We start from the raw sequence: 22,268 nt of genomic DNA, 5'->3' as shown, positions 1-22,268 counted from the left end.
TGACTCATTCAAGACACCGCCGCGGCTGCTCAGCTCCCGAGAATGAACCGAGCGGCCTGCTCGCCGACGAGCACCGCCGGCGCGTTGGTGTTGCCCGTGGTCACCCGGGGCAGCACCGACGCGTCCGCGACGACCAGCCCGTCGAGACCGTGCACCGCCAGCCGAGGGTCCACCACCGACTCCGGTCCGGTGCCCATCCGGCAGGTGCCGACCTGGTGGTGGTACGTGATCGCGGTCCGCCGGACGTACTCCCGGACGTCGTCGCCCGGCGCCGGGTACCGCGGGCGCGCGCCCCACTCCTCCGCCAGCGCCGGGGCCTGGCCGACCTCGAGGCACTGCCCGACCGAAGCCGCCAAGCTCTCGAAGTCCGCCGGCGCCGAGAGGGCCGCGAGGTCGATCAGCGGCGAGCCGTCCGGCGCCAGGCGCAGGCTGCCCCGGCTCTCCGGCGACACCATCCCGGCCATCAGCGAAAAGCCCGTCGGCGGCCCGGACATCCACGGCTCGTACATCGGCACGCTGAAGCAGATCGGCTGGGTGTCCGGCACCGCGAGCCCGTCCCGGCTGCGCCAGAACCAGTGCACCTGCGTCACCGGCCGGCCCGGCGACGGCGAGACCTCGCGGGAAGTCGAGAAGATCACCGGGGAGAGCAGGTGATCGTGCAGGTTGCGCCCGACGCCGGGCAGGTCCGCGACGACGTCGATGCCGAGCCCGGCCAGCTCGTCCGCGGGGCCGACGCCGCTGCGCAGCAGGATCGCCGGAGAGGCCAGCGCACCCGCCGCGAGCACCACCAGATCGGCCGAAAGCTCCCGCGGCACCCCATCGAGGGAGACTTCGACGCCGGTCACGCGGGTTCCGGAGAACCGCAGCCGGTGCACCAAGGCTCCCGTGTGGACGGTCATCCGCGCGGCAACCGGTGCGCCGTAAGCGTGCCAGGTATTGAACCTCCGTCCGCCCCGCAGGGTGATCCGCTCGACGGACACCCCGTCCAACGTCCCGCTGTTGTAGTCCGCGTTGAACGGCAAGCCCACCGAGCGGCAAGCGTCCACTATGGACCGCTGGATCGGGTGCAGCGGCTCGTTCGGGACGACGTCGAGCAGGTCCTTTTCGATCCGGTCGAACACCGGCTCGACGTCGGCCCAGGTCCAGCCGGGCAAGCCCCAGCCGTCGTAGTCGGCGGGCGCGCCGCGGACCCAGATCATCGCGTTGAGCGCGTGCGAGCCGCCGAGGACCTTGCCCCGCGGCAGGTGCAGCCGCCGGTGGGCCGCGTGCTCCTGCGGAACCGTGTACAGGTCCCAGTCCTCCGGCCCGTGCCACAGCTCCCCCGCCCGTGCCGGGTCATGGATCGCCGGGTTGACGTCCTCGCCACCCGCCTCCAGCAGCGTCACCGCCGCGCCCGCGTCGACCAGCCGCCGCGCCACCACCGAACCGGCCGAGCCGGCGCCCACCACGATCACGTCCATGCCTCCCAGCCTGATGCGTGTCCCGGACGCCCCGCGGTATTCCTTCGCGGTCGGTCAACGGGCGTGCGGGAGCGGACAAGACCCGCGGCGCCCGGCCGCCCGATACTCGGCTCACCCCAGGCCGAGGAGGACAACGGGATGGCGACACGCCTCTGCATCGACGGACAGTGGACCGAAGCCGGCGGCGGCGCGCTCCCGACCCGCGATCCCGCCACCGGCCGGGTCATCGAAGAGGTCGGCACGGCTTCGCGGTCCGACGTCGACGCCGCCGTCGCGGCCGCCCGGCGCGCGCTCACCGCGCCCGCGTGGGCCGGGCTGCTCCCGGTGCAGCGCGCCGCGCTCCTGTTCCGGCTGGCCGACCTCGTCGAGCGGCACCACGAAGAACTGGCCCGCCTGGAGACGCTCGACCAGGGCCAGCCGATCGGGGTGTCCCGGCAGGTGAGCGTGACCGGCACGGCGGAGCACTTCCGCTACTTCGCCGGCTGGGTCACGAAATTGCAGGGCACCACGAACCCGGTGTCCTTCCCCGACACGCTGCACTACACCCGCCGCGAGCCGGTCGGGGTGAACGCGCTGATCACGCCGTGGAACTTCCCGCTGATGATCCTCGCCTGGAAGCTCGCGCCGGCGCTGGCGACCGGCAACACGGTGGTGATCAAGCCCAGCGAGGTCACGCCGCTGACCAGCATCCGGCTGGTCGAACTGGTCCACGAAGCCGGGATCCCGCCCGGCGTGGTCAACCTCGTCACCGGCGACGGCGCGGTCGGGGCCCTGCTGACCGAGCACGCGGACGTCGACCACGTCTCCTACACCGGGTCCACCGCCGTCGGGAAGCTGATCACCGCGGCGAGCGCGGCGTCCAACCTCAAGCGGCTCACCCTCGAACTCGGCGGGAAGGCCCCGAGCATCATCGCGGCCGACGCCGACATCGACGCCGCCGTCGCGGGCAACCTCGCCGGGGCGACGCTCAACACCGGCCAGGTGTGCGCGGCCTACACGCGCTTCTACGTCGACCGCAAGCGCGAGCAGGAGTTCGTGGACAAAATGGCGCGCGGCCTGGAAAGCCTGCGGCTCGGGCCGGGCACCGAGGAGACCACGCAGCTCGGCCCGCTGGTGTCGGCCAAGCACCGCGAACACGTCGACTTCCTCGTCAGCACCGGCCGTGAGCAAGGCGCCGACCTGGTCACCGGCGGGAACCCGGTCGACGGCGACGGCTACTTCTACGCCCCGACACTGTTCGCCGAAGTGCGCGACGACATGGCAATCATGCGCGAAGAGATCTTCGGCCCGGTCCTGGCCGTGACGGCCTACGACGACAGCGACGAGCCGCTACACCGCGCCAACGACACCGAATACGGCCTCGCCGCCACGGTGTGGACCCGCGACCTGCGCACGGCCCAGCGCTACGCCGACGGCATCCGGGCCGGCGCGGTCTTCGTCAACATGCCGCCGATCCCGGACATGGCGGCGCCGTGGGGTGGCTACAAGGCGTCCGGCTGGGGTCGCGAAATGGGCCCCTGGGCGCTCGACGCGTACACCGAGACGAAGGCCGTCTGGCTGCACTACGGCGGGTGAAAGGGGGTTTCCCCGCGCCACAGATCGTATATTATTTAAGATACCTTCTCCGAACCAGCAGTCAGGACGACGGATGACGACCCTTCCGCAGCGGCCCGGCAAGATCATCGCGCTGCACCTCAACTACCGCTCCCGCGCCGCCCAGCGCGGCCGGGTGCCGGAGCAGCCGTCGTACTTCCTCAAGCCGCCGACGTCCGTGGCGGCGAGCGGAACCGCGCTCGAGCGCCCGGCGGGGACCGAGCTGCTGGGCTTCGAAGGCGAGATCGCGCTGGTCATCGGCCGCACCGCCCGCCGCGTCACGCCCGCGGAAGGCTGGTCGTACGTCGGCGGTGTCACCGCGGCCAACGACTTCGGCGTCTACGACCTCCGCTACGCCGACAAGGGCAGCAACCTGCGCTCGAAGGGCGGCGACGGCTTCACCCCGCTCGGCCCCGCGGTCCTGCCCGCCGCCGACGTCGACCCGGCCGCGCTGCGGCTGCGGACCTGGCTCAACGGCGAACTGGTCCAACAGGACTCCACCGGCGACCTGCTCTTCGATTTCGGGCGGCTGGTCGCGGACCTTTCGCAGCTGATCACCCTCGAACCCGGCGACGTCGTCCTGACCGGCACCCCCGCGGGCGCGTCGGTCGCCATCCCCGGCGACGTCGTCGAGGTCGAGGTCGACTGCGACGGGCACACCACCGGGCGGCTCGTCACCCCGATCGCCGACGGGACCGTCCCCTTCGGACCGTACGGCGCCCTCCCCCGCGTGGACGAGCAGCAGCGGGCGGACGCGTACGGCGCCGCCGAGCCGGGCTTCGAGCTGACGCCGGAGCTGCGCGAGAAGATCGAATCCGTCGGCACCGCGACGCTGTCCGCGCAGCTGCGCAAGCGCGGCTACAACGCCGTGTCGATCGACGGGCTGACCTCGACCCGCCCGGGCACCCGGCTGACCGGCCGCGCGCGGACCCTGCGGTACCTGCCCTACCGCGAGGACCTGTTCAAGTCCCGCGGCGGCGGCTACAACGCGCAGAAGCGCGCGATCGACGCGCTCGGCCCCGGCGACGTCCTCGTCATGGAGGCCCGCGGCGAACGCGGCACCGGCACCGTCGGCGACATCCTCGCGCTGCGGGCGCAGGTGCGCGGCGCGGCCGGGATCGTCACCGACGGCGGGGTGCGCGACCTCGCCGCGGTGTCCGCTTTGGACATTCCGACCTACCACGCGGGCCCGCACCCGGCGGTGCTCGGCCGCCGGCACGTGCCGTGGGACGTCGACGTCGCGATCGCCTGCGGTGGCGCGGCCGTCTGCCCCGGCGACGTCATCGTCGGCGACGGCGACGGCGTCCTGGTCATCCCGCCGGACCTGGTCGAGGAGGTCGTCGACGCGGCGATCGAGCAGGAACTCCAGGAGACGTTCATCGCCGAGCAGGTCGCCGCCGGCGAACGCGTCGAGGGCCTCTACCCGATGGACGAGCACTGGCGCGGGAGGTACGCCGCATGGCTCGCGAAACGGTGAACGGCACCGCGATGAGCAAGTCGCGGATCGCCTACGAATGGATCAAGGCCCGGATCGCCGACGGCACCTTCTCCCCCGGCTACCGGCTCGTCCTCGGCCAGCTCGCCCAAGAGCTCGGCGTCAGCGTCGTCCCGATCCGCGAGGCGATCCGGCTGCTGGAAGCCGAAGGGCTGGTGACGTTCGAGCGCAACGTCGGCGCGCAGGTCGCGATGGTCGACGAAAGCGAGTACCAGCACACGATGCAGACCCTCGCGCTGGTCGAGGGCTACGCCGCCGCACTCGCCGCGCCCGTCCTCCCGCCCGGCGCGCTGGCCGAAGCCCGTGCACTCAACGCCGAGCTGGCGGACTGCCTCGGGCACTTCGAACCGGCCCGGTTCACCGGGCTCAACCGCGACTTCCACACCGTGCTGTTCGGCGCCTGCCCGAACCCACAGGTCCTCGACCTGGTCCGGCGCGGCTGGGACCGGCTGAGCGGCCTGCGCACCTCGACGTTCAGCTTCGTGCCCGGCCGGGCCCGCGAGTCGGTCGCCGAGCACGAAGCCATCCTCGCCCTGCTCGAGAACGGCGCTCCCGCCGCCGAAGTCGAACAGGCCGTCCGCGCCCACCGGCTGGCCACCCTGGACGCGTTCCTCGCCCACCGCCGCCACTGACCCCAGGAAGGGAAACCCATGCGATTCCGCTCCGATCCCCAGGCCGTCCGCGGGTCGATCGCGCCGCTGATGACGCCGTTCACCGCCGAGGGGGCCGTCGATCACGCCGGTCTCGAGAACCTCGTGCGCTGGCAGCTCGCCTCTGGCTCGCACGGCATCTCGATCGGCGGCTCCACCGGCGAACCCGGTTCGCAGACCGTCGCCGAACGCGCCGAGGCCATCCGCACGGTGGCCGCCGTGGTGGCCGACCGCGTCCCGTTCGTGCCCGGCACAGGCTCGGCGAAGCTCGACGAAACGCTCGAGCTGACGGCGCTCGCGCAGGACGCGGGGATCGACGCCGCGCTCGTCATCACGCCGTACTACGCGCGGCCGACGCAGGACGCGCTGTTCGTCTGGTACCGCACGGTCTGCCGGGAGTTCCCGGACCTGCCGATCGTCGCCTACAACGTGCCGAGCCGCACCGCGGTCGACCTCGCGCCGGAAACGGTCGCGCGGCTGTTCCGCTCGTGCGAAAACTTCGTCGGGATCAAGGAGACGACGAAGGACTTCGAGCACTTCTCCCGCGTGCTGCACCTGTGCGGCCGGAGCCTGCTGGTGTGGTCCGGGATCGAGCTGCTGTGCCTGCCGCTGCTGGCCCTCGGCGGCGCCGGGTTCGTCAGCGCGACGGCCAACATCGCCCCGGCCGCCTGTTCGGAGATGTTCACGGCGTGGCAGTCCGGCGACCACGAGCGGGCACGGGAAATCCACTACGGCCTGCACCCGCTCGTCGACCTGCTGTTCGTCGAAACCAACCCGGCGCCCGGGAAGTGGGTGCTCGAACAGCGCGGGCTGATCGCGTCCGGGCACGTGCGGCCGCCGCTGATCACGCCGACCGAGTCCGGCGTCGCCCGGATCAAGGACCTGATGGCCGAAGGCGCTCCCTACCTCAGCCCGGTCGAGGGCTTCACCGTGGAAGGAAAGCAATGACCCACTACGTCCCGGACGGACTGCCGGGCGAGCTGAAGCACTACATCGGCGGTGAGTTCGTCGACAGCGTGTCGGGCAAGACGTTCGACGTGCTCGACCCGGTGTCCAACACCCCGTACGTCACCGCGGCCGCGGGCCAGGCCGAGGACGTCGACCGTGCGGTCGCCGCGGCTCGGAAGGCTTTCACCGACGGGCCGTGGCCGCGGATGCTGCCGCGGGCCCGCGCGCGGATCTTGAACAAGATCGCCGACGCCGTCGAAGCGCAGGACAAGCGGCTGGCCGAGCTGGAGACGTTCGACACCGGCCTGCCGATCACCCAGGCGCTGGGGCAGGCGCAGCGCGCGGCCGAGAACTTCCGGTTCTTCGCCGACCTCGTCGTGGCGCAGGCCGACGACACCTACCAGGTGCCCGGGCGGCAGGTGAACTACGTGCACCGCAAGCCGGTCGGGGTCGCCGGGCTGATCACGCCGTGGAACACCCCGTTCATGCTGGAGAGCTGGAAGCTCGCGCCCGCACTGGCGTCGGGCTGCACGGTGGTACTGAAGCCGGCGGAGTTCACGCCGCTCTCGGCGAGCCTGTGGGCGGGGATCTTCGCCGGCGCGGGGCTGCCTTCCGGTGTCTTCAACCTGGTCAACGGCTTCGGCGAGGAGGCGGGCGACGCGCTCGTCAAGCACAGGGGAGTCCCGCTGATCTCGTTCACCGGCGAAACCACGACCGGGCAGACGATCTACCGCAACTGCGCGGCCCACCTCAAGGGCATGTCGATGGAGCTGGGCGGCAAGTCCCCGGCCATCGTGTTCGCCGACGCCGACCTCGACGCGGCCCTCGACTCGACGCTCTTCGGCGTGTTCTCCCTCAACGGCGAGCGCTGCACCGCGGGCAGCCGGATCCTCGTCGAGCGCCCGGTCTACGAGGAGTTCTGCGCCCGGTACGCCGAGCGGGCGCGGAACATCGTCGTCGGTGATCCGCACGACCCGGCCACTGAAGTCGGCGCACTGGTGCACCCCGAGCACTACGACAAGGTCATGCGGTACGTCGAGCTGGGCAAGTCCGAAGGCCACTTGCTCGCGGGCGGCGGGCGTCCGTCCGGATTGGACAGCGGAAACTACGTCGCACCGACGGTGTTCGCCGATGTCCCTTCGACCGCACGGATCTTCCAGGAGGAGATCTTCGGGCCGGTGGTCGCCTTGACGCCGTTCGACACCGAAACCGAGGCGCTGGCGCTGGCCAACGACGTCAAGTACGGGCTGGCCGCCTACCTGTGGACGTCGGACCTGCAGCGGGCGCACACCTTCGCGCAGTCGGTCGAAGCCGGGATGGTCTGGCTGAACTCGCACAACGTCCGCGACCTGCGGACGCCGTTCGGCGGGGTCAAGGCGTCCGGCCTCGGCCACGAAGGCGGCTACCGCTCGCTCGACTTCTACACCCACCAGCAGGCGATCCACGTTTCGCTCGGGCCGGTGCACACCGCCCGCTTCGGGACCGTCCGGAAGGGACAGTCATGACCGCCACGCCACCGGACGTCATCCGCTGCGCCTACGCCGAGCTCGTCGTCACCGATCTGGCGGCGTCACGGGCGTTCTACGTCGACGTGCTCGGGCTCGTCGTCACCCACGAGGACGCGGACGCGCTGTACCTGCGGGCGTTCGAGGAGTACCTCCACCATTCGCTGGTGCTGCGCAAGGGGCCGGCGGCCGCGCTCGGCGTGCTGGCCTACCGGGTGCGCACGCCCGGCGACCTCGACCTCGCCGAGGAGTACTACCGCGCGCTCGGCGTCCGGGCGGAGCGGCGCCCGGCCGGTGCGACACGCGGCATCGGCGAGGCCGTGCGGATCGTCGACCCGCTCGGCTTCCCGGTGGAGTTCTTCCACGAGGCCGAGCACGTCGAGCGGTTCACGCAGCGCTACGACGTCCACGGCGCCGGTGCACTGTCGCGGTTGGACCACTTCAACCTGGACACCCCGGACGTCCCGGCGGCCCGGAAGTACTACGAGGGCCTGGGTTTCCGCGTGTCGGAGGACATCAAGGACGACGAGGGCACGGTGTACGCGGCGTGGATGTTCCGCAAGCCGACGGTCCACGACGTCGCCCTGACCGGCGGCGACGGCCCGCGGCTGCACCACATCGCGTTCGCGTCGCACGAGCGGCACCAGATCCTGCACATCTGCGACCACCTGGGCGCCCTGCGCAAGTCCGGGATGATCGAGCGCGGGCCGGGCCGCCACGGCGTGTCGAACGCGTTCTACCTGTACGTGCGCGACCCCGACGGGCACCGCATCGAGATCTACACGCACGACTACTACACCGGCGACCCGGACAACCCGGTGATCACCTGGGACGTCCATGACAACCAGCGCCGCGACTGGTGGGGCAACCCGGTGGTGCCGAGCTGGTACACCGACGCGTCGGTGGTGCTGGACCTCGACGGCGCGGTCCAGCCGGTCCTGGCCCGGTCCGAGCCGCGCGAAGCCGACGTCACCATCGGCGCGGACGGGTTCTCCTTCCGCACCGGAGAGGCGGAGTTCAAGCTGGGCGAGCAGGTGTGAGCCACCGGGAGAACCACTCGCGCGTGCGGTGCAGGACGTCGATCTGGTGCTCGCGTTCGCGGATCGAGTGGTTCTCCCGGGGGTAGACGACGAACTCGTGCTCGCGGTCCCCGAGGGCGCGGTGCAGGAGTTCGGCTTGGGAGAGCGGGACGTTCGTGTCGTCCTCGCCGTGCAGGATGAGCACGGGTGTGCGGATCCGGTGGGCGTGGGTGATCGGGCTCTGCTGCTTCCCGCCCAGCGCGGCTTCGAACCGGCTGTGCTCCCCGGTCTCGGCGAGGAGCGGCCAGTCGATGACCCCGGCCAGGACGACAGCGGCCACGAACCGATCGGTCTGCCCGACGGCCCAGGCAGCGAGGAAACCCCCGTGGCTGCCGCCCCCGATCCCGAGCCGGTTTTCGTCGGCGATCCCGCGTTCCACGAGCAGATCGATGCCGGTGAGGACGTCGCCGAATTCGGCGCCGCCGACGTCCCCGGCGACCTCGGCGGCGAAGGCGTGACCCCGGCCCATGCTGCCTCGTGGATTCGGCAGGAAGACGGCGAATCCGGCGGCGGCGAGCCACTGGCCGGAGGGGTACCAGCTCAGGTTGAGGCGGTCGGCGTAGCGGTCATACGGGCCGCCGTGGACGAGCGTCACCAGGGGGAACGGGCCGTCCGCCGTGGTCTTCCCCGGTGGGAGGACGAGCAGGCCGTCGAGATCGGTGCCGTCTTTCGCCGCGTAGTGCAGGCGTTCTTGGCTCCCCCAGCGGATTCCCGTGGGCCCGGTCCGGCTGATCGTGCACTGCGTCCGGACTTCCTCGGGTTCGTTCCCAGCGCTCGCGATGACGGCGAAGGTGCCCGCGTCGCTGACGCTGAGCCCGGATAGGGAGCCGCGGGCCCGCTCGACTTCGACGAACGTCCCGGTGGCGGAATCGAGACGGCGGACCGTGGTGTCCAGCCCGTCGGCGAACAACACGTGCGGGCCCGGCGCGAGTTCGATCGGGCAGGAGGTGGCGCCCGCGGTGAGGTTCCGGTGCCCGGGCACGGCGAAAACGGCGTGGCCGCCCACCAGCCCGGGTGGGGTGAGGCCGCGGTAGCCGAGCTGCCACGCGTTTTCGTGGCGCCACCAGACGAGGTCGGCGGCTTCGAGCGCGGGGGTGCCGAGGTCTTCGGTGGCCCCGGTGGCGACGTCGACGAGGAACAGGCCGGGCTCGAAGACCCCCGGCTCCCGGTCGGCGGTCGCCCAGGTGAGGACGGCGAGAGCTAGCCCGTCGGGCCTGGGGGCGACTTCGCGGACGTGGCGGTCGTTCAGGTGGCCGAGGGAGCGGATGGTGCGGGTGGCGAGGTCGAGCAGCCAGAGCCGGTCGGGGCCGGCTTGTGTTTCAGAGCCCGGCGCGACCAGCGCCACCGTGGTTCCGCCGGGCACCGGCGCGAAGGCCGTCAGCCCACCCGGGAAGTCCGTCAGCCGCTCAGCCGCAGCCCCGTTCAGTCCGGCCCGGTAAAGCTGCGCCACCCCACGCTCCGCCGAGTCCGACAGAAAGAACACCGAACCCGAGTCCGGCGCCCACCGCGGCCCGAAGCAATTGGCCGTGCCCGGAGTCAACGGACGAAGTGGCTCGGTGCCATCGGCCGGAGCCAGCCAGAGCGTGCTCGATCGGTGCCCGCCCACCCTCCCGACCGGCGACGTCACGAAGGCCACCCAACGGCCATCCGGGGAAAGGCGCGGCTCGGCCGGGATCTCGCGGTCGACCACTGTCTGCGCTGTCAGCTCGCGTTCGGTCACCGGCTCCAGTCTGCCCGGGTTCCTTTCCGGCACGCCACCGCCGACCCATCCGACGGCCCCACGGCCCCGAACCCCTCCCGAGAGGTGGGTGGTGCGCATGGCCGAAACGGCGGGCTCGGAGGACCTCGGGCCACTGCCACCGGAGTGGGCGCAGATCGTGGACTGGCTCAGCCTGCGGATAGCCGTGGCCGCGGAGCTGACGATCGACCTCACCACGAGACCCCCGCTGCGGCGGATCCGCTCGACCGTCGCCGACTGCCTCGGCTTCGGGCTACCGCGGGGCGAACTGCTCGGGGCACTGCTCCTGGTGGTCGACGAACTCGTCGGCAACGCCTACGCGCACACCGGGCGGCCGTCGCGCCTGTGGATCACCCGCGAACGCCGTGGCCTGCTGGTCGAGGTGTCCGACGAGGACCCGGCGATCGAACGGGTGGCGGCCGGGAACGGGCACGGCCTACGGCTGGTCAGCCAGCTCTCCCACGGCTGGGGCGTCCGCGGCGGCGCGGCGGGGAAGACCGTCTGGGCGCTGGTGCCCGTCCGTCTCTTCCGCTGACCGCTCACCCGGTCCGCACGCCCACGAGCTCGCCCCGCGACCGCACCTTCAGCTTCCGCAGCACGTTCGCGACGTGCTGCTCGACCGTGCGCCGCGACAGGAACAGGACCTCCGCGATCTCCCGGTTCGTGTGCCCGTCGGTGAGCAAGCGGGCCACGTCGCGCTCGCGCGGGGACAGTTCGTCGCCGTAGCCGCGGCGGCCGCGGCGGGACGGGGCGGTCGCGCCCGTCGAGCGGAACGTGTGGCGGCAGCGGGCCGCGTCGCGGGTCGCGCCCAGTGCGGCGAACGCGTCGGCCAGGTCGCCGAACTCGCCCGCCGCGGCCAGGTCGCCGGCCTCGAAGCGGCAGCGCGCCCGGCGTTCGGCCGCCAGTGCGGCTGGGTACGGCGCCGAGAGGCGCTCGTAGCGGGCACGGGCCTCGTCGAACAACCCGGCCGCCGCGGCAACGTCGCCGTCGTGGGCCGCGACGATCCCGCGGCCCTCGGTGAGGACCGCCCGGGCCATCGGTGCCGCCAGGTCGCGGGTCTCGCGGTCGAGCTCGGCGAGCACGTCACGGGCTTCGCTCGCGCGGCCGGTCCGGCAGAACGCCACCACCGCCGCCGGGACCAGGTCGCCCGACCACGCCCAGACGCCCTTGGTGCGCACCAGTTCCAGGCCGCGCGCGGCTTCGGCGGCCGCCGCCTCGGTGGCCTCCTGGGCCAGCAGCATCCCGGCGATCCCGCCGTGCGCGGCGACGACCACCGGCGTGAACGCGTTCTCCGGCCGGTCGACCCCGGTCACCGCGAAGCACGCGGCGGCCCGGTCCCAGGCACCGCGCGCGCTCGCGAGCAGGCCCAGGACCAGCGACAGCTCGCTGCTCACCGGCAGCAGGTCGCGGTACTCCGCCAGCAGCGCCCGCGCCCGCTCGTCGAGCCCGGCCCACGCGCCGCTCAGCCAGTCGATGTGCACGCCGGTGGTCCGGGCCGTGCTGACGACGTACGGCGTCCCGGCGTCGGCCGCGAGCTGCATCCCGCGTTCCAGCAGGCCGCGCGCGCGGCGGTGGTGCCCGGTCCACGCGCCCGCGTCGGCGGCGTTGCAGTACAGCCGCGCGAGCTGGCGCTGCTCCTCGGCCGACCCGGCGCTCACCGGAGCCGCGTCGAGCGCCGCCCACGCGCGCGGGTCGCCGATGTGCAGGCGCGACGGGATGTTGTTGGCCATCAGTGTCAGCCGCAGCCGCGCGTCGGCCGCGGTGGCGATGAGCCCGTCGACCCGGTCGAGCCACGGCAGGTGCGCGCGCAACGGCGTCGCGCCGATCCACGGCTGCGCGAGCACCGCCATGGCGCGTCCGGCGAGGTCCGGCCGGTGCCCGAGGCCCGGCAGCGCCACTTCGATCTCGGCGCGTGCCGCCTCCAGGCCGCCGGCCTGCCGGGCCAGCAGCAACCCGAGGCTCAGCCGGATCTCCGCCGACAGCCGCCCGGACAGCCGGTCGCCGGACAGCAGCCCTTCGAGCGTCGCGATGACTTCCGCCTGCGAAACGCCGTTCGCGGCCACGGACGCCAGTTTCGCCGCCAGTCTGTCCACATCGGACGGATCGAGCTCCGGCCCGGCCAGCAGCGCGCGCAGCAGGCCGATCGCGGTCGCCGGGTCCCCCGCGTCGATCGCGCGGTCGGCCGCGGCTTCGCCGTAGCGCAACGCGTCGGCCGCGTTCCCGGCCTTCCGGCTGTGCTCGGCCAGCCGCAGCCACGGCTCCGGGCGCCGTCCAGCCAGCTCGCGGACGGCCCGCCGGTGCAGTTCCTGCCGCACCGGCCCGGGGATCGTGCCGTACGCCGCTCGCCGCGCGAAGTCGTGCCGGTACCCGTAGCGGCACTCGGCGGCCTCGACCAGCACTGCCCGTTCCAGGGCCAGCACGAGCGCCTGCCGGCCGCGGGTCGCGCCCAGCCCCGCGACCGCCGTCAGCAGCTCGACCGGCGCGGGCTCGCCGAGCACCGCGGCGGCTTCGGCGATCCGCCGGGCCACGAGCGGCAACGACCCGAGCCGCTCGACGGTCGCTTCACGCACCAGCGTGGGCACCTCGACCGCGTCCAGTGCCCCGTCGGTGACCGGGCCCGGCAGCGCGTGCACGACTTCCTCGACGACGAACGGAATTCCGGCCGTCCGTTCGTGCAGCCGGGCCGCGAAGGCGTCGGAGACGCCGGGCTCGCCGAGCAGGGCCGAGGCCAGCTGCCGCACGCCGTCCGGCTCGAGGGGGCCGAGCCGGACCAGCGTGGTCGAACTGCCCGGGGCCGGCCGGTGCGCGCGGCCCAGCGGGAGCCCGCCCGGCACGTCCTCGGGCCGGTAGCTCACCAGCAGGACCGTCCCGGCCGGCAGGTCGCCCATGAGGAACCGCAGCAGCCGCCGCGAACCGTCGTCGGCCCACTGGACGTCCTCGAGCACCAGCACCAGCGGGCCCAGCACGTCCAGCAGCTCGCGGACGGCGCGGAAGAACCGGTGCGCCTCGGCCCGGCGGTCCCCGAGCGGGTCCGGTGCGGCGGGCAGCAGCGGCGCCAGTTCCGGGAGGTGGCGGCCGAGGACGCCGGTGAGCGGTCCGGGCGGCGGCGCCGACGGCAGGTACTTCCCGGCGTCGCGCAACGCTTCGACGACCACGCCGCAGGGAAACGGCTCGCGCTGCGGCCGGCAGCGGCCGGCCAGCACGCGGGCCCCGGCGAGTTCGGGCCGGGCCAGGAGTTCGGCGGCCAGCCGGGTCTTGCCGGTGCCCGCCTCCCCTTCGAGCACGAGGACCGCGGGCGGGCACAGCGCGGCGGAGACCAATGCGGCCAGCTCGGCCGTCCGCCCGATCAGGACCGTCATCCCCCGCCCCCCTGAAAAGCGGCATCGCGTACCGAACCACCCTGTCCGGTGACCGGAGCTTAAGTCCGCCGTTCGGGCGCGCGGAACCCGAACGACCGGGCACGGAACTTTCGTAGGGGTACCGCGAAAGACATTAGTTACGTAGGCCTACGGGGCGCTGCCTCGCTTGTTAGCGCAGGTGAGCCCACCCGACAGTGAGACGGCGGTGGCTCTCGGTCACCGCGCCGCGATTCACCTGTTCGAGTGAGTGGAGTCGAAGCATGCGCACAGTTCACCGAAAGGCGGGCGCCGTCGCCGCGGCGGTCGTGGCCGCGCTGGCCACCGCCGGCGTGGCGGCCGCCTCGTCGCCCGAGGGCGCCGTGGTCCCGGCCCGGCAGCACTACGGCGACCAGTACATCGTGGTCCTGAAGGACACCCAGGGCCTCGCCGCGCCGGCGTCGCTCGCCGGGCGGTACGGCGGCGAGGTCCGGTCGACGTACTCCCGGGTCCTGCACGGGTTCTCCGCCCGGCACCTCACCGCGCAGCAGGCGCGACGGCTGGCCGCGGACCCGGCGGTCGCGGCCGTCTACGAGGACGGCACCGCCCGGATCGCGGGCACGCAGGCCAACCCGACGTGGGGGCTGGACCGGATCGACCAGGCGAACCTGCCCCGCGACAACTCCTACACCTACCCGAACACCGGCGAGGGCGTCACCGCCTACGACCTCGACACCGGGATCAAGCCGGACAACCCGGAGTACGAAGGCCGCGCGTCGATCGGCAAGGACTTCGTCGGGGGCAACGGGAGCGACTGCAACGGCCACGGCACGCACACCGCGGGCACGATCGGCAGCAAGACCTACGGCGTCGCCAAGAAGGTCAAGCTCGTCGGGCTCAAGGTGCTCGGCAACGACTGCTCCGGCAACGGCCCGGACTCCGCCGCGGTCGACGCCATCGAGTGGGTCACGGCCAACGCCGTCAAGCCCGCGGTGGCGAACATGAGCCTCACGATGGACCAGGTCGGGGTCGGCGACGACGCGATCAAGCGGTCGATCGCGGCCGGGATCGTCTACTCGGTGGCCGCGGGCAACAGCTCCACCGACGCGTGCAACACGAGCCCCGCGCACGTCCCCGAGGCGATCACGGTGAACGCCTCCGACGAGAACGACAACCGCGCGTCCTTCTCCAACTACGGCAGCTGCACCGATATCTTCGCGCCGGGCAACAACATCACGTCGCTCGGGCTGTCGAACGGCAGCAGCGCGAACATGAGCGGCACGTCGATGGCGACCCCGCACGTCACCGGCGCGGCCGCGCTCTACCTGGCGGCCAACCCGGGCGCCACGGCGCAGCAGGTGCGGGACGCGCTCGTCGGCGGCGCGACTTCCGGCGTCGTCAAGAACGCCGGGAGCGGTTCGCCGAACAAGCTGCTGAACGTGTCCTTCATCGGAGGCGGCTCGCCGCCGTCGGGCTGCGCGGCCCGGTCGAACACCACGCCGGTCGCGATTCCGGACGCCGGTGCCGCGGTCACCAGTTCGGTCACCCAGGACGGCTGTGACGGCAAGGCCTCCGCGGCGCTGCCGGTGAAGGTGGACATCAGCCACACCTACACCGGCGACCTCGCCGTCGACCTGATCGGGCCGAGCGGCGCGGTCTACCCGCTGCAGAAGGCCGGCGGGACCGGCTCGGCGGCGGGCATCCACACCACCTTCACGGTCAACGCGGCGGCGGAGTCCGCGAACGGCACCTGGAAGCTGCGGGTGCAGGACGTCTACCGCTTCGACACCGGCACGCTCGACGGCTTCACGATCACCTTCTGACCGCGGAACGGGGAGGCGACCGCCTCCCCGTTCCCCGTCCTCATTGGACAGTCAGGGTGTACTTCGCCGTCGCCGTCTTCCCGGTCGAGTCCTTCGCGGTGACGGTGACCGGGTAGGTCCCGCGCTGGAACGGCCCGACCACCTGCATCTGCGCCGTCCCGCTCCCGTTCAGCGTGGAGGGGGTGAAGAACGGCGCGAACGAGAGCCCGGTGGCCGACAGCGTCACGGTGCCGGTGCCGCCGGACACGGTGACCGTCGCGGTCGCGAAGAAGCCGGGCTGCACGGTCCCGCTGCCGGGGTCGACGCTCACCTTCAGGTCGCCCGTGGGCGGCTGGCCGCTGCCGACGGTGAGCGTCAGCTTCGCGGTCGCCGTCCCGCTCGCGCCCTTCCCGGTGATCGTGACCGGGTAGTTCCCTTGCGGAGTGCTCGCGGAGGTTTCGATGGTCAGCTTCGCGGTCTCCCCCGAGGTGATCGTCGCGGGCTGGAACGTCGCCTTGGCGCCTTCGGGCAGGCCGGCGGCGGTCAGGTCGACCTGCTCCGGACCGTTCTTCCCGGCGGTGCTCGTCACCGACGCGGAGACGTACTTGCCCGGTTCGGCCTGGACCGTGCCCGGCGTGACGCCGAGACCGAACGTCTCGGGCGGCGTGACGTCGCCGATCTGCTGCTTGACCCAGTCGCCCATGTCGTTGTTGAGGCGGCCGTAGACGCTGTACCACTTGAAGTCGCTGCGGCTCCACGACGCGACCCCGGCGACCTTGCCGTCGACGAGCAGCGGGCCGCCGCTGTCGCCGGGCAGGATCGTGACGTGCCCGTCGGCGTAGCCGCTGCAGATCATGGTGGCTTCCTGGAACCCGGCGCCGACCCCGCTGCAGTTGCTCCCGGCGACGATCGGCAGGCTGAACTTCGTCAGCGTGACGTCGCGGGTGTCGTCGTTGAAGTCCTTCTTGCCGTAGCCGAGGCCCAGCCCGGTCTTGCCCGGCTTGTTCAGGTCGGTGTCGGCCGAGGTGGCGACCTTCGCGTACTGTCCGCCCGGCACCGGGATGTCCCGGTCGGTGGTCACCACCGCGACGTCGTAACCCTGGTCGAAGTTGACGTACTTGGGGTGGGTGTCGTAGCTGACGACGCCGATCGCCGTGCCGCCGCCGGTGCTGAGGTCGTCGAGCCCGTACAGGAACGACTTCTCCCCCTCGGCCGCCTTGCAGTGCGCGGCGATGAGGATCTTGCGCGGGGCCACGACCGAGCCGGTGCAGGTCTGCCCGAGCGGCCGCGACCCGCCCTCCCGCAGCCCCGCGATGATGAACGGGTAGTCCTTGACCGACGCGGGCGTCCCGCCGACCGAAGAGGGCGAAACCCCCGCCGGCAGCGGCGTCCCGCCGAGCGGGGTGACCGCGGGCGGATTGTCGCCGGCGTGCGCGGCGGGCACGGCGAACAGCGGAAGGGCGAGGACGGCGGCGAACGCGCCCAGCAAGCGTTGTCTCGAGTTCACGGCAGCTCCTTTTCGAGGTTGCTGCCGGTCACTTTCCGGTGACGCCGGGTAGGAGAACAACCGGGGAGCCGCCCCGTACGCCTACGGAACTTATTGGCGCTTGAGCAGGGCGCTCAGCAGTTGTTCGTGGTCGCCCGCTGCGCGCAGCTCCGGTGCTTCGAGCAAGCCCGCATCCGGATCGCCGGCCCGCACGGCGGCCAGGAACCGCACCACCGCACGGGGTTCGGGGACGACTTCGCCGCCGAGGTGGGCCAGCACCGTCGAGGGGTTCCCGGCCGCGCCTTCGATCGCCGCGGCCCAGCCGTGCCGCTCGTCCCAGACGAGCGCGAGATCGTGGTCGGGAAAGCGGCCGAGCCGCCAGTCGAGCGCGATGTAGGCCGCGGCGGGCGTGCCCGCGTCGAACGCGCAGGATTCCAGCCCCACGCCGACGGCCTTGGCGACCGCCTCCACGTACCCGCGCAACCGCCGCTCGAACGAGAACTCCGTGTCGCGCCCGAAGTCGATCAGAATGCTCAACGCCGCCTCGCTTTCCCCTGTGCGCCGCGGGATCCCCGCGGTCCGGACGGCGAGTACCCCGCTGTGGGGCGGGTCAATCCCGGGTTCGCGATAGGTTGCCGCCCGCGCGCAGGGTTCCGGACATCGCGCGGGCGAGAGGGTCCGCTCGAACGGGCGCGACTCTCCCCCAGCCCCAATCCCGCGTTCAGAGCGGCCCGGGCGGCGCCGACAGTCCCGAGAACACCGCGGCGATCAACCGCCGCCCCTGTGCCGCGCCTTCCTCGTCGTTCGCCACCCGCCACAGAAAACTCATCAGCATGATGATGTCCGCCGGGTCGTGACCCTCCGCGATCGTGCCCTCCGCCACGCAGGCATCGGCGAGCTTCTTCACCGCGGCGGACGTCGGCGCCCACGAAGCGCTGATCAGGTCCTGGGCCGCGGCACTGTGCAGGGCGTCGCCGAGCCCGTGCTTCAGCCGGATGTAGCCCGCAAGGGTCTCGAACCACTCGACGAACGCCGCCTTCGCGGACGAATGCCTCGCCAGCACGGCGTCGGCCTCGGCGGTCAGGCGCTCGATGTCGTGCTGGTAGGCCGCCAGGATCAGGTCCTCGCGGGTCGGGAAGTGGCGGTAGAGCGTCCCGGCACCCACGCCGGCGTGCTTGGCGACCTCGCTCAGCGGCACGAGCGGGTTCGCGGCGAACAGCTCGTGGGCGGCCTCGATGATCGCGACCCGGTTGCGCGCGGCGGCCTTGCGCTGAGTGCCGTACGTGCCATCGGTCATGCCCCGATCATGCCCCATCTTTGACATGCGGAGAACTCTCCGCTAGTTTCGAACTCGCGGAGAATCCTCCGCGAGTTGCCTCTGGCAGGAGAACCCCCCATGCGTTACGTGAAGCTCGGCACCACCGGCCTCGACGTCTCCCCGATCGCGATCGGCGCGATGACCTATGGCGAACCCGACCGCGGCCACCCCGTCTGGTCGCTGGGCGAAGAAGACGCGCGCCCCCTGATCAAGCACGCGCTGGACGCCGGCATCAACTTCTTCGACACCGCGAACATGTACTCGAACGGGTCCAGCGAGGAGATCCTCGGCCGCGCGCTGAAGGACTTCGCCGACCGCGACGACGTGGTGATCGCCACCAAGCTGCGGCACCCGATGCGCCCCGGCCCGAACGGCAAGGGGCTTTCCCGCAAGGCGATCATGACCGAAGCCGACCACTCGCTGCGCCGGCTCGGCACCGACTACATCGACCTCTACCAGGTGCACCGCAACGACCACGCCACCCCACTGGAGGAGACCCTCGAGGCGCTCAGCGACCTGGTCAAAGCGGGCAAAGTGCGCTACCTGGGCGCGTCCTCGATGCCCGCCTGGGAGTTCGCGAAAGCGCTCCACCTGCAGCGGGCGCACGGCTGGGCGCGGTTCGTGTCCATGCAAGACCACTACAACCTGCTGCACCGCGAAGAGGAGCGCGAGATGATCCCGCTGTGCCTCGACGAAGGCGTCGGCACCATCATCTGGAGCCCGCTGGCCCGCGGCCGCCTGGCCCGGGCCTGGGACGACGCCCGGTCGACCGCGCGCTCGGAGACCGACAGCGCTTTCGCGGACGCGCTCTACGCCCCCACCGAGGAGGCGTCGAACCGCGCGATCGTCGAGGCCGTCGGGAAGGTCGCCGCGGCCCACGGCGTGAGCCGCGCGCGGATCGCCTTGGCCTGGCTGTGCCGGCAGCCCGTGGTGACCGCGCCGCTGGTCGGAGCGGGTTCGGTGAGCCAGATCGACGACGCCGTCGCGTCGCTGGACGTCGTGCTCTCCGACGACGAGGTGCGCGCGCTCGAGGCGCCCTACACCCCTCGCTACGACTGGCAGGGCATCTCCGACGAAGCCGACCTGGCCGCGATCCGCGCCCGAATCCCCGGTATGGCTTTGAAATAGGCACCAGGCGCAGTGCGCCCGCCCTGCACGTGAGGCAGGATCGAGTCGTGACCATCGATCAGGCCGGGGTGCCCGAAGCCCGTCCGGGCCCGGCGTTCCCCGAGCACGAAGCCCGCGTCGACGCCCTGCGGCGGCAGCTCACCGAGATCAGCGGCGAAGCCACCGTACGGCTGGCGAAGAAAACCTCGAACCTCTTCCGCTCCCGGGCGGCCACGCGGCACCCGGGGCTGGACGTCTCCGGGTTCAGCCACGTGCTGCGCGTCGACCCCGAAACCCGGACCGCCGACGTCGAAGGGATGGTCACCTACGAGCAGCTCGTCGACGCCACCCTGCCGCACGGGCTGATGCCGCTGGTAGTCCCGCAGCTCAAGACCATCACCCTCGGCGGCGCGGTCACCGGCCTCGGCATCGAGTCCTCGTCGTTCCGCAACGGCATGCCGCACGAGTCGGTGCTCGAGCTCGAGATCCTCACCGGCGACGGCCGGATCGTCGTCGCCACGCCGGACAACGAGCACCGCGACCTCTTCCACGGCTTCCCCAACTCCTACGGCACCCTCGGCTACGCGCTGCGGCTGCGGATCCTGCTGGAGCCGGTCAAGCCGTTCGTCGAGCTCCGGCACGTCCGCTACCACGACCGGGAGACCTTCTTCCGCGCGCTGGGCGAGGTCTGCGAGAGCGGCGAGCAGGACTTCGTCGACGGCACGGTCTTCGGCCCGGACGAGCTCTACTTGACGCTGGGCAGCTTCACCGACTCCGCACCGTCGACCAGCGACTACACCTGGCTGGACATCTACTACCGGTCCATCCAGCGGCGCGAGACCGACCACCTCACCGTCCGCGACTACCTCTGGCGCTGGGACACCGACTGGTTCTGGTGCTCCCGCGCGTTCGGCGTCCAGCACCGGCTGCCGCGGCTGCTGCTCGGCCGCCGGCTGCTCCGGTCGTCGGTGTACTGGAAGGCCGTCGCGCTCGACCGCCGGTTCAAGATCGCCGAGCGGCTGCTCAAGCTCCGGCGGATGCCGCCGGAGGAGACCATCGTGCAGGACATCGAGGTGCCGCTCGCCCGTGCGGCGGAGTTCCTCGAGTTCTTCGAACGGGAGATCCCGATCAGCCCGGTCTGGATCTGCCCGCTGAAGCAGCGCCCGGGCGGCGTGCGCTGGCCGCTGTACGAACTCGACCCCGCCGAGCTCTACGTCAACTTCGGGTTCTGGTCGTCGGTGCCACTGGCGCCCGGCGAACGCGACGGCGTGCACAACCGGATGATCGAGGCCGAAGTCACCCGGCTCGGCGGGCACAAGTCGCTCTATTCGGACAGCTTCTACGCCGAAGACGAGTTCTGGCGGCTCTACAACGGCGACGCCTACGCGCAGCTCAAGCGGACCTACGATCCGGGCCGCCGGCTGCTCGGCCTCTACGAAAAATGCGTCCGCCGCCGGTGAAAGGAACGAACGTGACCCAGGCAAGCACCACGGTCGGCGAGGTCTTCGAGCGGCTCCTCGGCCCTCGCGCCACCGTGTCGATCACCGCCTACGACGGCAGCAGCAGCGGCCCGGCCGACGCCCCGGTGGCCATCCAGGTGCGCTCGCCGCTGGCGCTGGACTACCTGATGTCCTCCCCCGGCGACCTCGGCCTCGCCCGCGCGTACGTCGCGGGGGCGCTCGACGTCACCGGCGACCTCTACAGCGCCCTGCACGCGCTGTCGGCCCAGGTCGACCAGCTCACCGCGGCCGACCGGCTGTGGCTGCTGCGCAAGCTCGGCCCGAGCCACCTGCGGCTGGTCAAACCGCCCGCCGAGGAGCACCCGAGCCGGTTCCGCCGCGGGCTGACCGCGCTCCGCCATTCGAAGGAGCGCGACAGCGAGGCCATCGCCAGCCACTACGACGTCTCCAACCGGTTCTACGAGCTGGTCCTCGGCCCGTCGATGGCCTACACGTGCGCGGTGTTCCCGACCGCGGACGCCACACTGGAGGAGGCGCAGGCCAACAAGTTCGACCTGGTCTGCCGAAAGCTCGGCCTGAAGCCCGGGATGCGACTGCTCGACGTCGGCTGCGGCTGGGGCGGCATGGTCGCGCACGCCGTCCGGCACTACGGCGTCGAAGCCCTCGGCGTCACACTTTCGCGTGAACAAGCGCAGTGGGCGCAAAAGAACATCGTCGCCCTCGGCCTCGCCGACCGCGCCGAAATCCGCCATCTGGACTACCGGGACGTCACCGAAACGGGGTTCGACGCGATCTCCTCGATCGGCCTGACCGAGCACATCGGGGCACGCAACGTGCCCGGCTACTTCCGCTTCCTGGCCGGGAAGCTGAAGCCGCACGGACGCCTGCTCAACCACTGCATCACCAACCCGGACACCAGCGTCGCCCACCGCTCGCGCGGGTTCATCGACCGGTACGTCTTCCCGGACGGCGAGCTGGAGGCACCGGGCGAGATCGTCACCGCGATGCACGACAGCGGCCTGGAGGTCCGGCACTCGGAGAACCTGCGGGAGCATTACGCCTTGACGCTGGCCGGGTGGTGCGCGAACCTCGACGAGCACTGGGACGAGGCGGTCGCCGAGGCCGGCGCCGGGCGCAGCCGCGTCTGGGCGCTGTACCTCGCGGCCTGCCGGCTGGCGTTCGAGCGGCGCGAGATCGAACTGCACCAGGTGCTCGGGGTGCGAACCGACAGTGAGGGCGGGATGGGCATGCCACTCCGTCCCGACTGGGGGGTTTGACCCGGGTGCGGGGAG

17 protein-coding genes are annotated in these 22,268 nt (G+C 72.0%); 11 read left to right on the top strand and 6 right to left on the bottom strand.

Going from position 1 to position 22,268, the window contains the following annotated elements; genetic code table 11:
* Positions 1-29: 29 nt before the first annotated feature.
* The gene (locus H4696_RS08375; protein ID WP_086864040.1) at positions 30-1,460 is read right to left on the bottom strand and encodes a GMC family oxidoreductase; all 1,431 of its coding nucleotides are present in this window, start codon (positions 1,458-1,460) and stop codon (positions 30-32) included.
* Positions 1,461-1,598: 138 nt separating this feature from the next.
* On the opposite strand from H4696_RS08375, the gene H4696_RS08370 reads away from it, so the two are divergent.
* The 6 genes from H4696_RS08370 to hpaD all read left to right on the top strand — a co-directional run bounded on the left by H4696_RS08370 (position 1,599) and on the right by hpaD (position 8,691).
* Entirely contained in the window at positions 1,599-3,035 is a 1,437-nt protein-coding gene (locus H4696_RS08370; RefSeq protein ID WP_086864041.1) for an aldehyde dehydrogenase family protein, read from the top strand.
* 73 nt (positions 3,036-3,108) lie between these two features.
* On the top strand, positions 3,109-4,530 hold the full coding sequence (locus H4696_RS08365; protein ID WP_086864042.1) for a fumarylacetoacetate hydrolase family protein: 1,422 nt from the start codon (positions 3,109-3,111) through the stop codon (positions 4,528-4,530).
* On the top strand, positions 4,512-5,180 hold the full coding sequence (locus tag H4696_RS08360; RefSeq protein WP_086864043.1) for a GntR family transcriptional regulator: 669 nt from the start codon (positions 4,512-4,514) through the stop codon (positions 5,178-5,180). Before H4696_RS08365 ends, H4696_RS08360 begins: the two co-directional genes overlap by 19 nt.
* Before the next feature lie 18 nt (positions 5,181-5,198).
* The gene (dapA, locus tag H4696_RS08355) at positions 5,199-6,146 is read left to right on the top strand and encodes a 4-hydroxy-tetrahydrodipicolinate synthase (RefSeq protein WP_086864044.1); all 948 of its coding nucleotides are present in this window, start codon (positions 5,199-5,201) and stop codon (positions 6,144-6,146) included.
* Positions 6,143-7,651 carry a 5-carboxymethyl-2-hydroxymuconate semialdehyde dehydrogenase gene (gene hpaE, locus H4696_RS08350; protein ID WP_086864045.1) on the top strand — a complete coding sequence of 503 codons (1,509 nt, stop codon included), beginning with the start codon at positions 6,143-6,145 and terminating at the stop codon, positions 7,649-7,651. The genes dapA and hpaE overlap by 4 nt, the downstream gene beginning before the upstream one ends.
* Positions 7,648-8,691 carry a 3,4-dihydroxyphenylacetate 2,3-dioxygenase gene (gene hpaD, locus H4696_RS08345; protein ID WP_086864046.1) on the top strand — a complete coding sequence of 348 codons (1,044 nt, stop codon included), beginning with the start codon at positions 7,648-7,650 and terminating at the stop codon, positions 8,689-8,691. Before hpaE ends, hpaD begins: the two co-directional genes overlap by 4 nt.
* Here hpaD and H4696_RS08340 read toward each other — a convergent pair.
* The gene (locus H4696_RS08340; protein ID WP_338078657.1) at positions 8,669-10,180 is read right to left on the bottom strand and encodes a S9 family peptidase; all 1,512 of its coding nucleotides are present in this window, start codon (positions 10,178-10,180) and stop codon (positions 8,669-8,671) included. The genes hpaD and H4696_RS08340 overlap by 23 nt on opposite strands.
* A gap of 367 nt (positions 10,181-10,547) precedes the next feature.
* Here H4696_RS08340 and H4696_RS08335 point away from each other — a divergent pair, with 367 nt between their 5' ends.
* Entirely contained in the window at positions 10,548-11,003 is a 456-nt protein-coding gene (locus H4696_RS08335) for an ATP-binding protein (RefSeq protein ID WP_192782163.1), read from the top strand.
* A 4-nt stretch (positions 11,004-11,007) separates the two neighbouring features.
* Here the strand turns inward: H4696_RS08335 and H4696_RS08330 are convergent, their stop codons facing one another.
* Positions 11,008-13,827, bottom strand: coding sequence for an ATP-binding protein (locus H4696_RS08330; RefSeq protein WP_192782162.1), 2,820 nt, complete (start codon positions 13,825-13,827; stop codon positions 11,008-11,010).
* Between the two features lie 260 nt (positions 13,828-14,087).
* Between H4696_RS08330 and H4696_RS08325 the strand changes: the two genes are divergently transcribed.
* Positions 14,088-15,626 (top strand): S8 family peptidase, encoded by a 1,539-nt coding sequence (locus tag H4696_RS08325; RefSeq protein ID WP_192782161.1) that lies wholly within the window; start codon positions 14,088-14,090, stop codon positions 15,624-15,626.
* A 40-nt stretch (positions 15,627-15,666) separates the two neighbouring features.
* Here H4696_RS08325 and H4696_RS08320 read toward each other — a convergent pair whose 3' ends face one another.
* The 3 genes from H4696_RS08320 to H4696_RS08310 form a co-directional block, all read right to left on the bottom strand.
* Positions 15,667-17,112 carry a trypsin-like serine protease gene (locus H4696_RS08320; RefSeq protein WP_086862550.1) on the bottom strand — a complete coding sequence of 482 codons (1,446 nt, stop codon included), beginning with the start codon at positions 17,110-17,112 and terminating at the stop codon, positions 15,667-15,669.
* Between the two features lie 90 nt (positions 17,113-17,202).
* Positions 17,203-17,628 (bottom strand): DUF6292 family protein, encoded by a 426-nt coding sequence (locus H4696_RS08315; RefSeq protein WP_086862549.1) that lies wholly within the window; start codon positions 17,626-17,628, stop codon positions 17,203-17,205.
* 184 nt (positions 17,629-17,812) lie between these two features.
* Positions 17,813-18,388: a TetR/AcrR family transcriptional regulator gene (locus tag H4696_RS08310; RefSeq protein WP_086862548.1), complete on the bottom strand. Its 576-nt coding sequence runs from the start codon at positions 18,386-18,388 to the stop codon at positions 17,813-17,815.
* A 99-nt stretch (positions 18,389-18,487) separates the two neighbouring features.
* On the opposite strand from H4696_RS08310, the gene H4696_RS08305 reads away from it, so the two are divergent.
* Genes H4696_RS08305 through H4696_RS08295 form a run of 3 tightly spaced genes read left to right on the top strand, consistent with a single transcriptional unit; the run spans position 18,488 to position 22,253 of the window.
* Positions 18,488-19,537, top strand: a complete 1,050-nt coding sequence (locus H4696_RS08305; RefSeq protein WP_086862547.1) for an aldo/keto reductase — start codon at positions 18,488-18,490, stop codon at positions 19,535-19,537.
* A 47-nt stretch (positions 19,538-19,584) separates the two neighbouring features.
* Positions 19,585-20,976 carry an FAD-binding oxidoreductase gene (locus H4696_RS08300; RefSeq protein ID WP_086862546.1) on the top strand — a complete coding sequence of 464 codons (1,392 nt, stop codon included), beginning with the start codon at positions 19,585-19,587 and terminating at the stop codon, positions 20,974-20,976.
* The gene (locus tag H4696_RS08295) at positions 20,958-22,253 is read left to right on the top strand and encodes an SAM-dependent methyltransferase (RefSeq protein ID WP_192782160.1); all 1,296 of its coding nucleotides are present in this window, start codon (positions 20,958-20,960) and stop codon (positions 22,251-22,253) included. The genes H4696_RS08300 and H4696_RS08295 overlap by 19 nt, the downstream gene beginning before the upstream one ends.
* Positions 22,254-22,268: the final 15 nt, after the last annotated feature.

The sequence above is a fragment of the Amycolatopsis lexingtonensis genome (genome assembly GCF_014873755.1).
In the GTDB taxonomy this organism is placed as follows: domain Bacteria; phylum Actinomycetota; class Actinomycetes; order Mycobacteriales; family Pseudonocardiaceae; genus Amycolatopsis; species Amycolatopsis lexingtonensis.
This window is presented reverse-complemented; position numbering and strand designations above follow the sequence as displayed.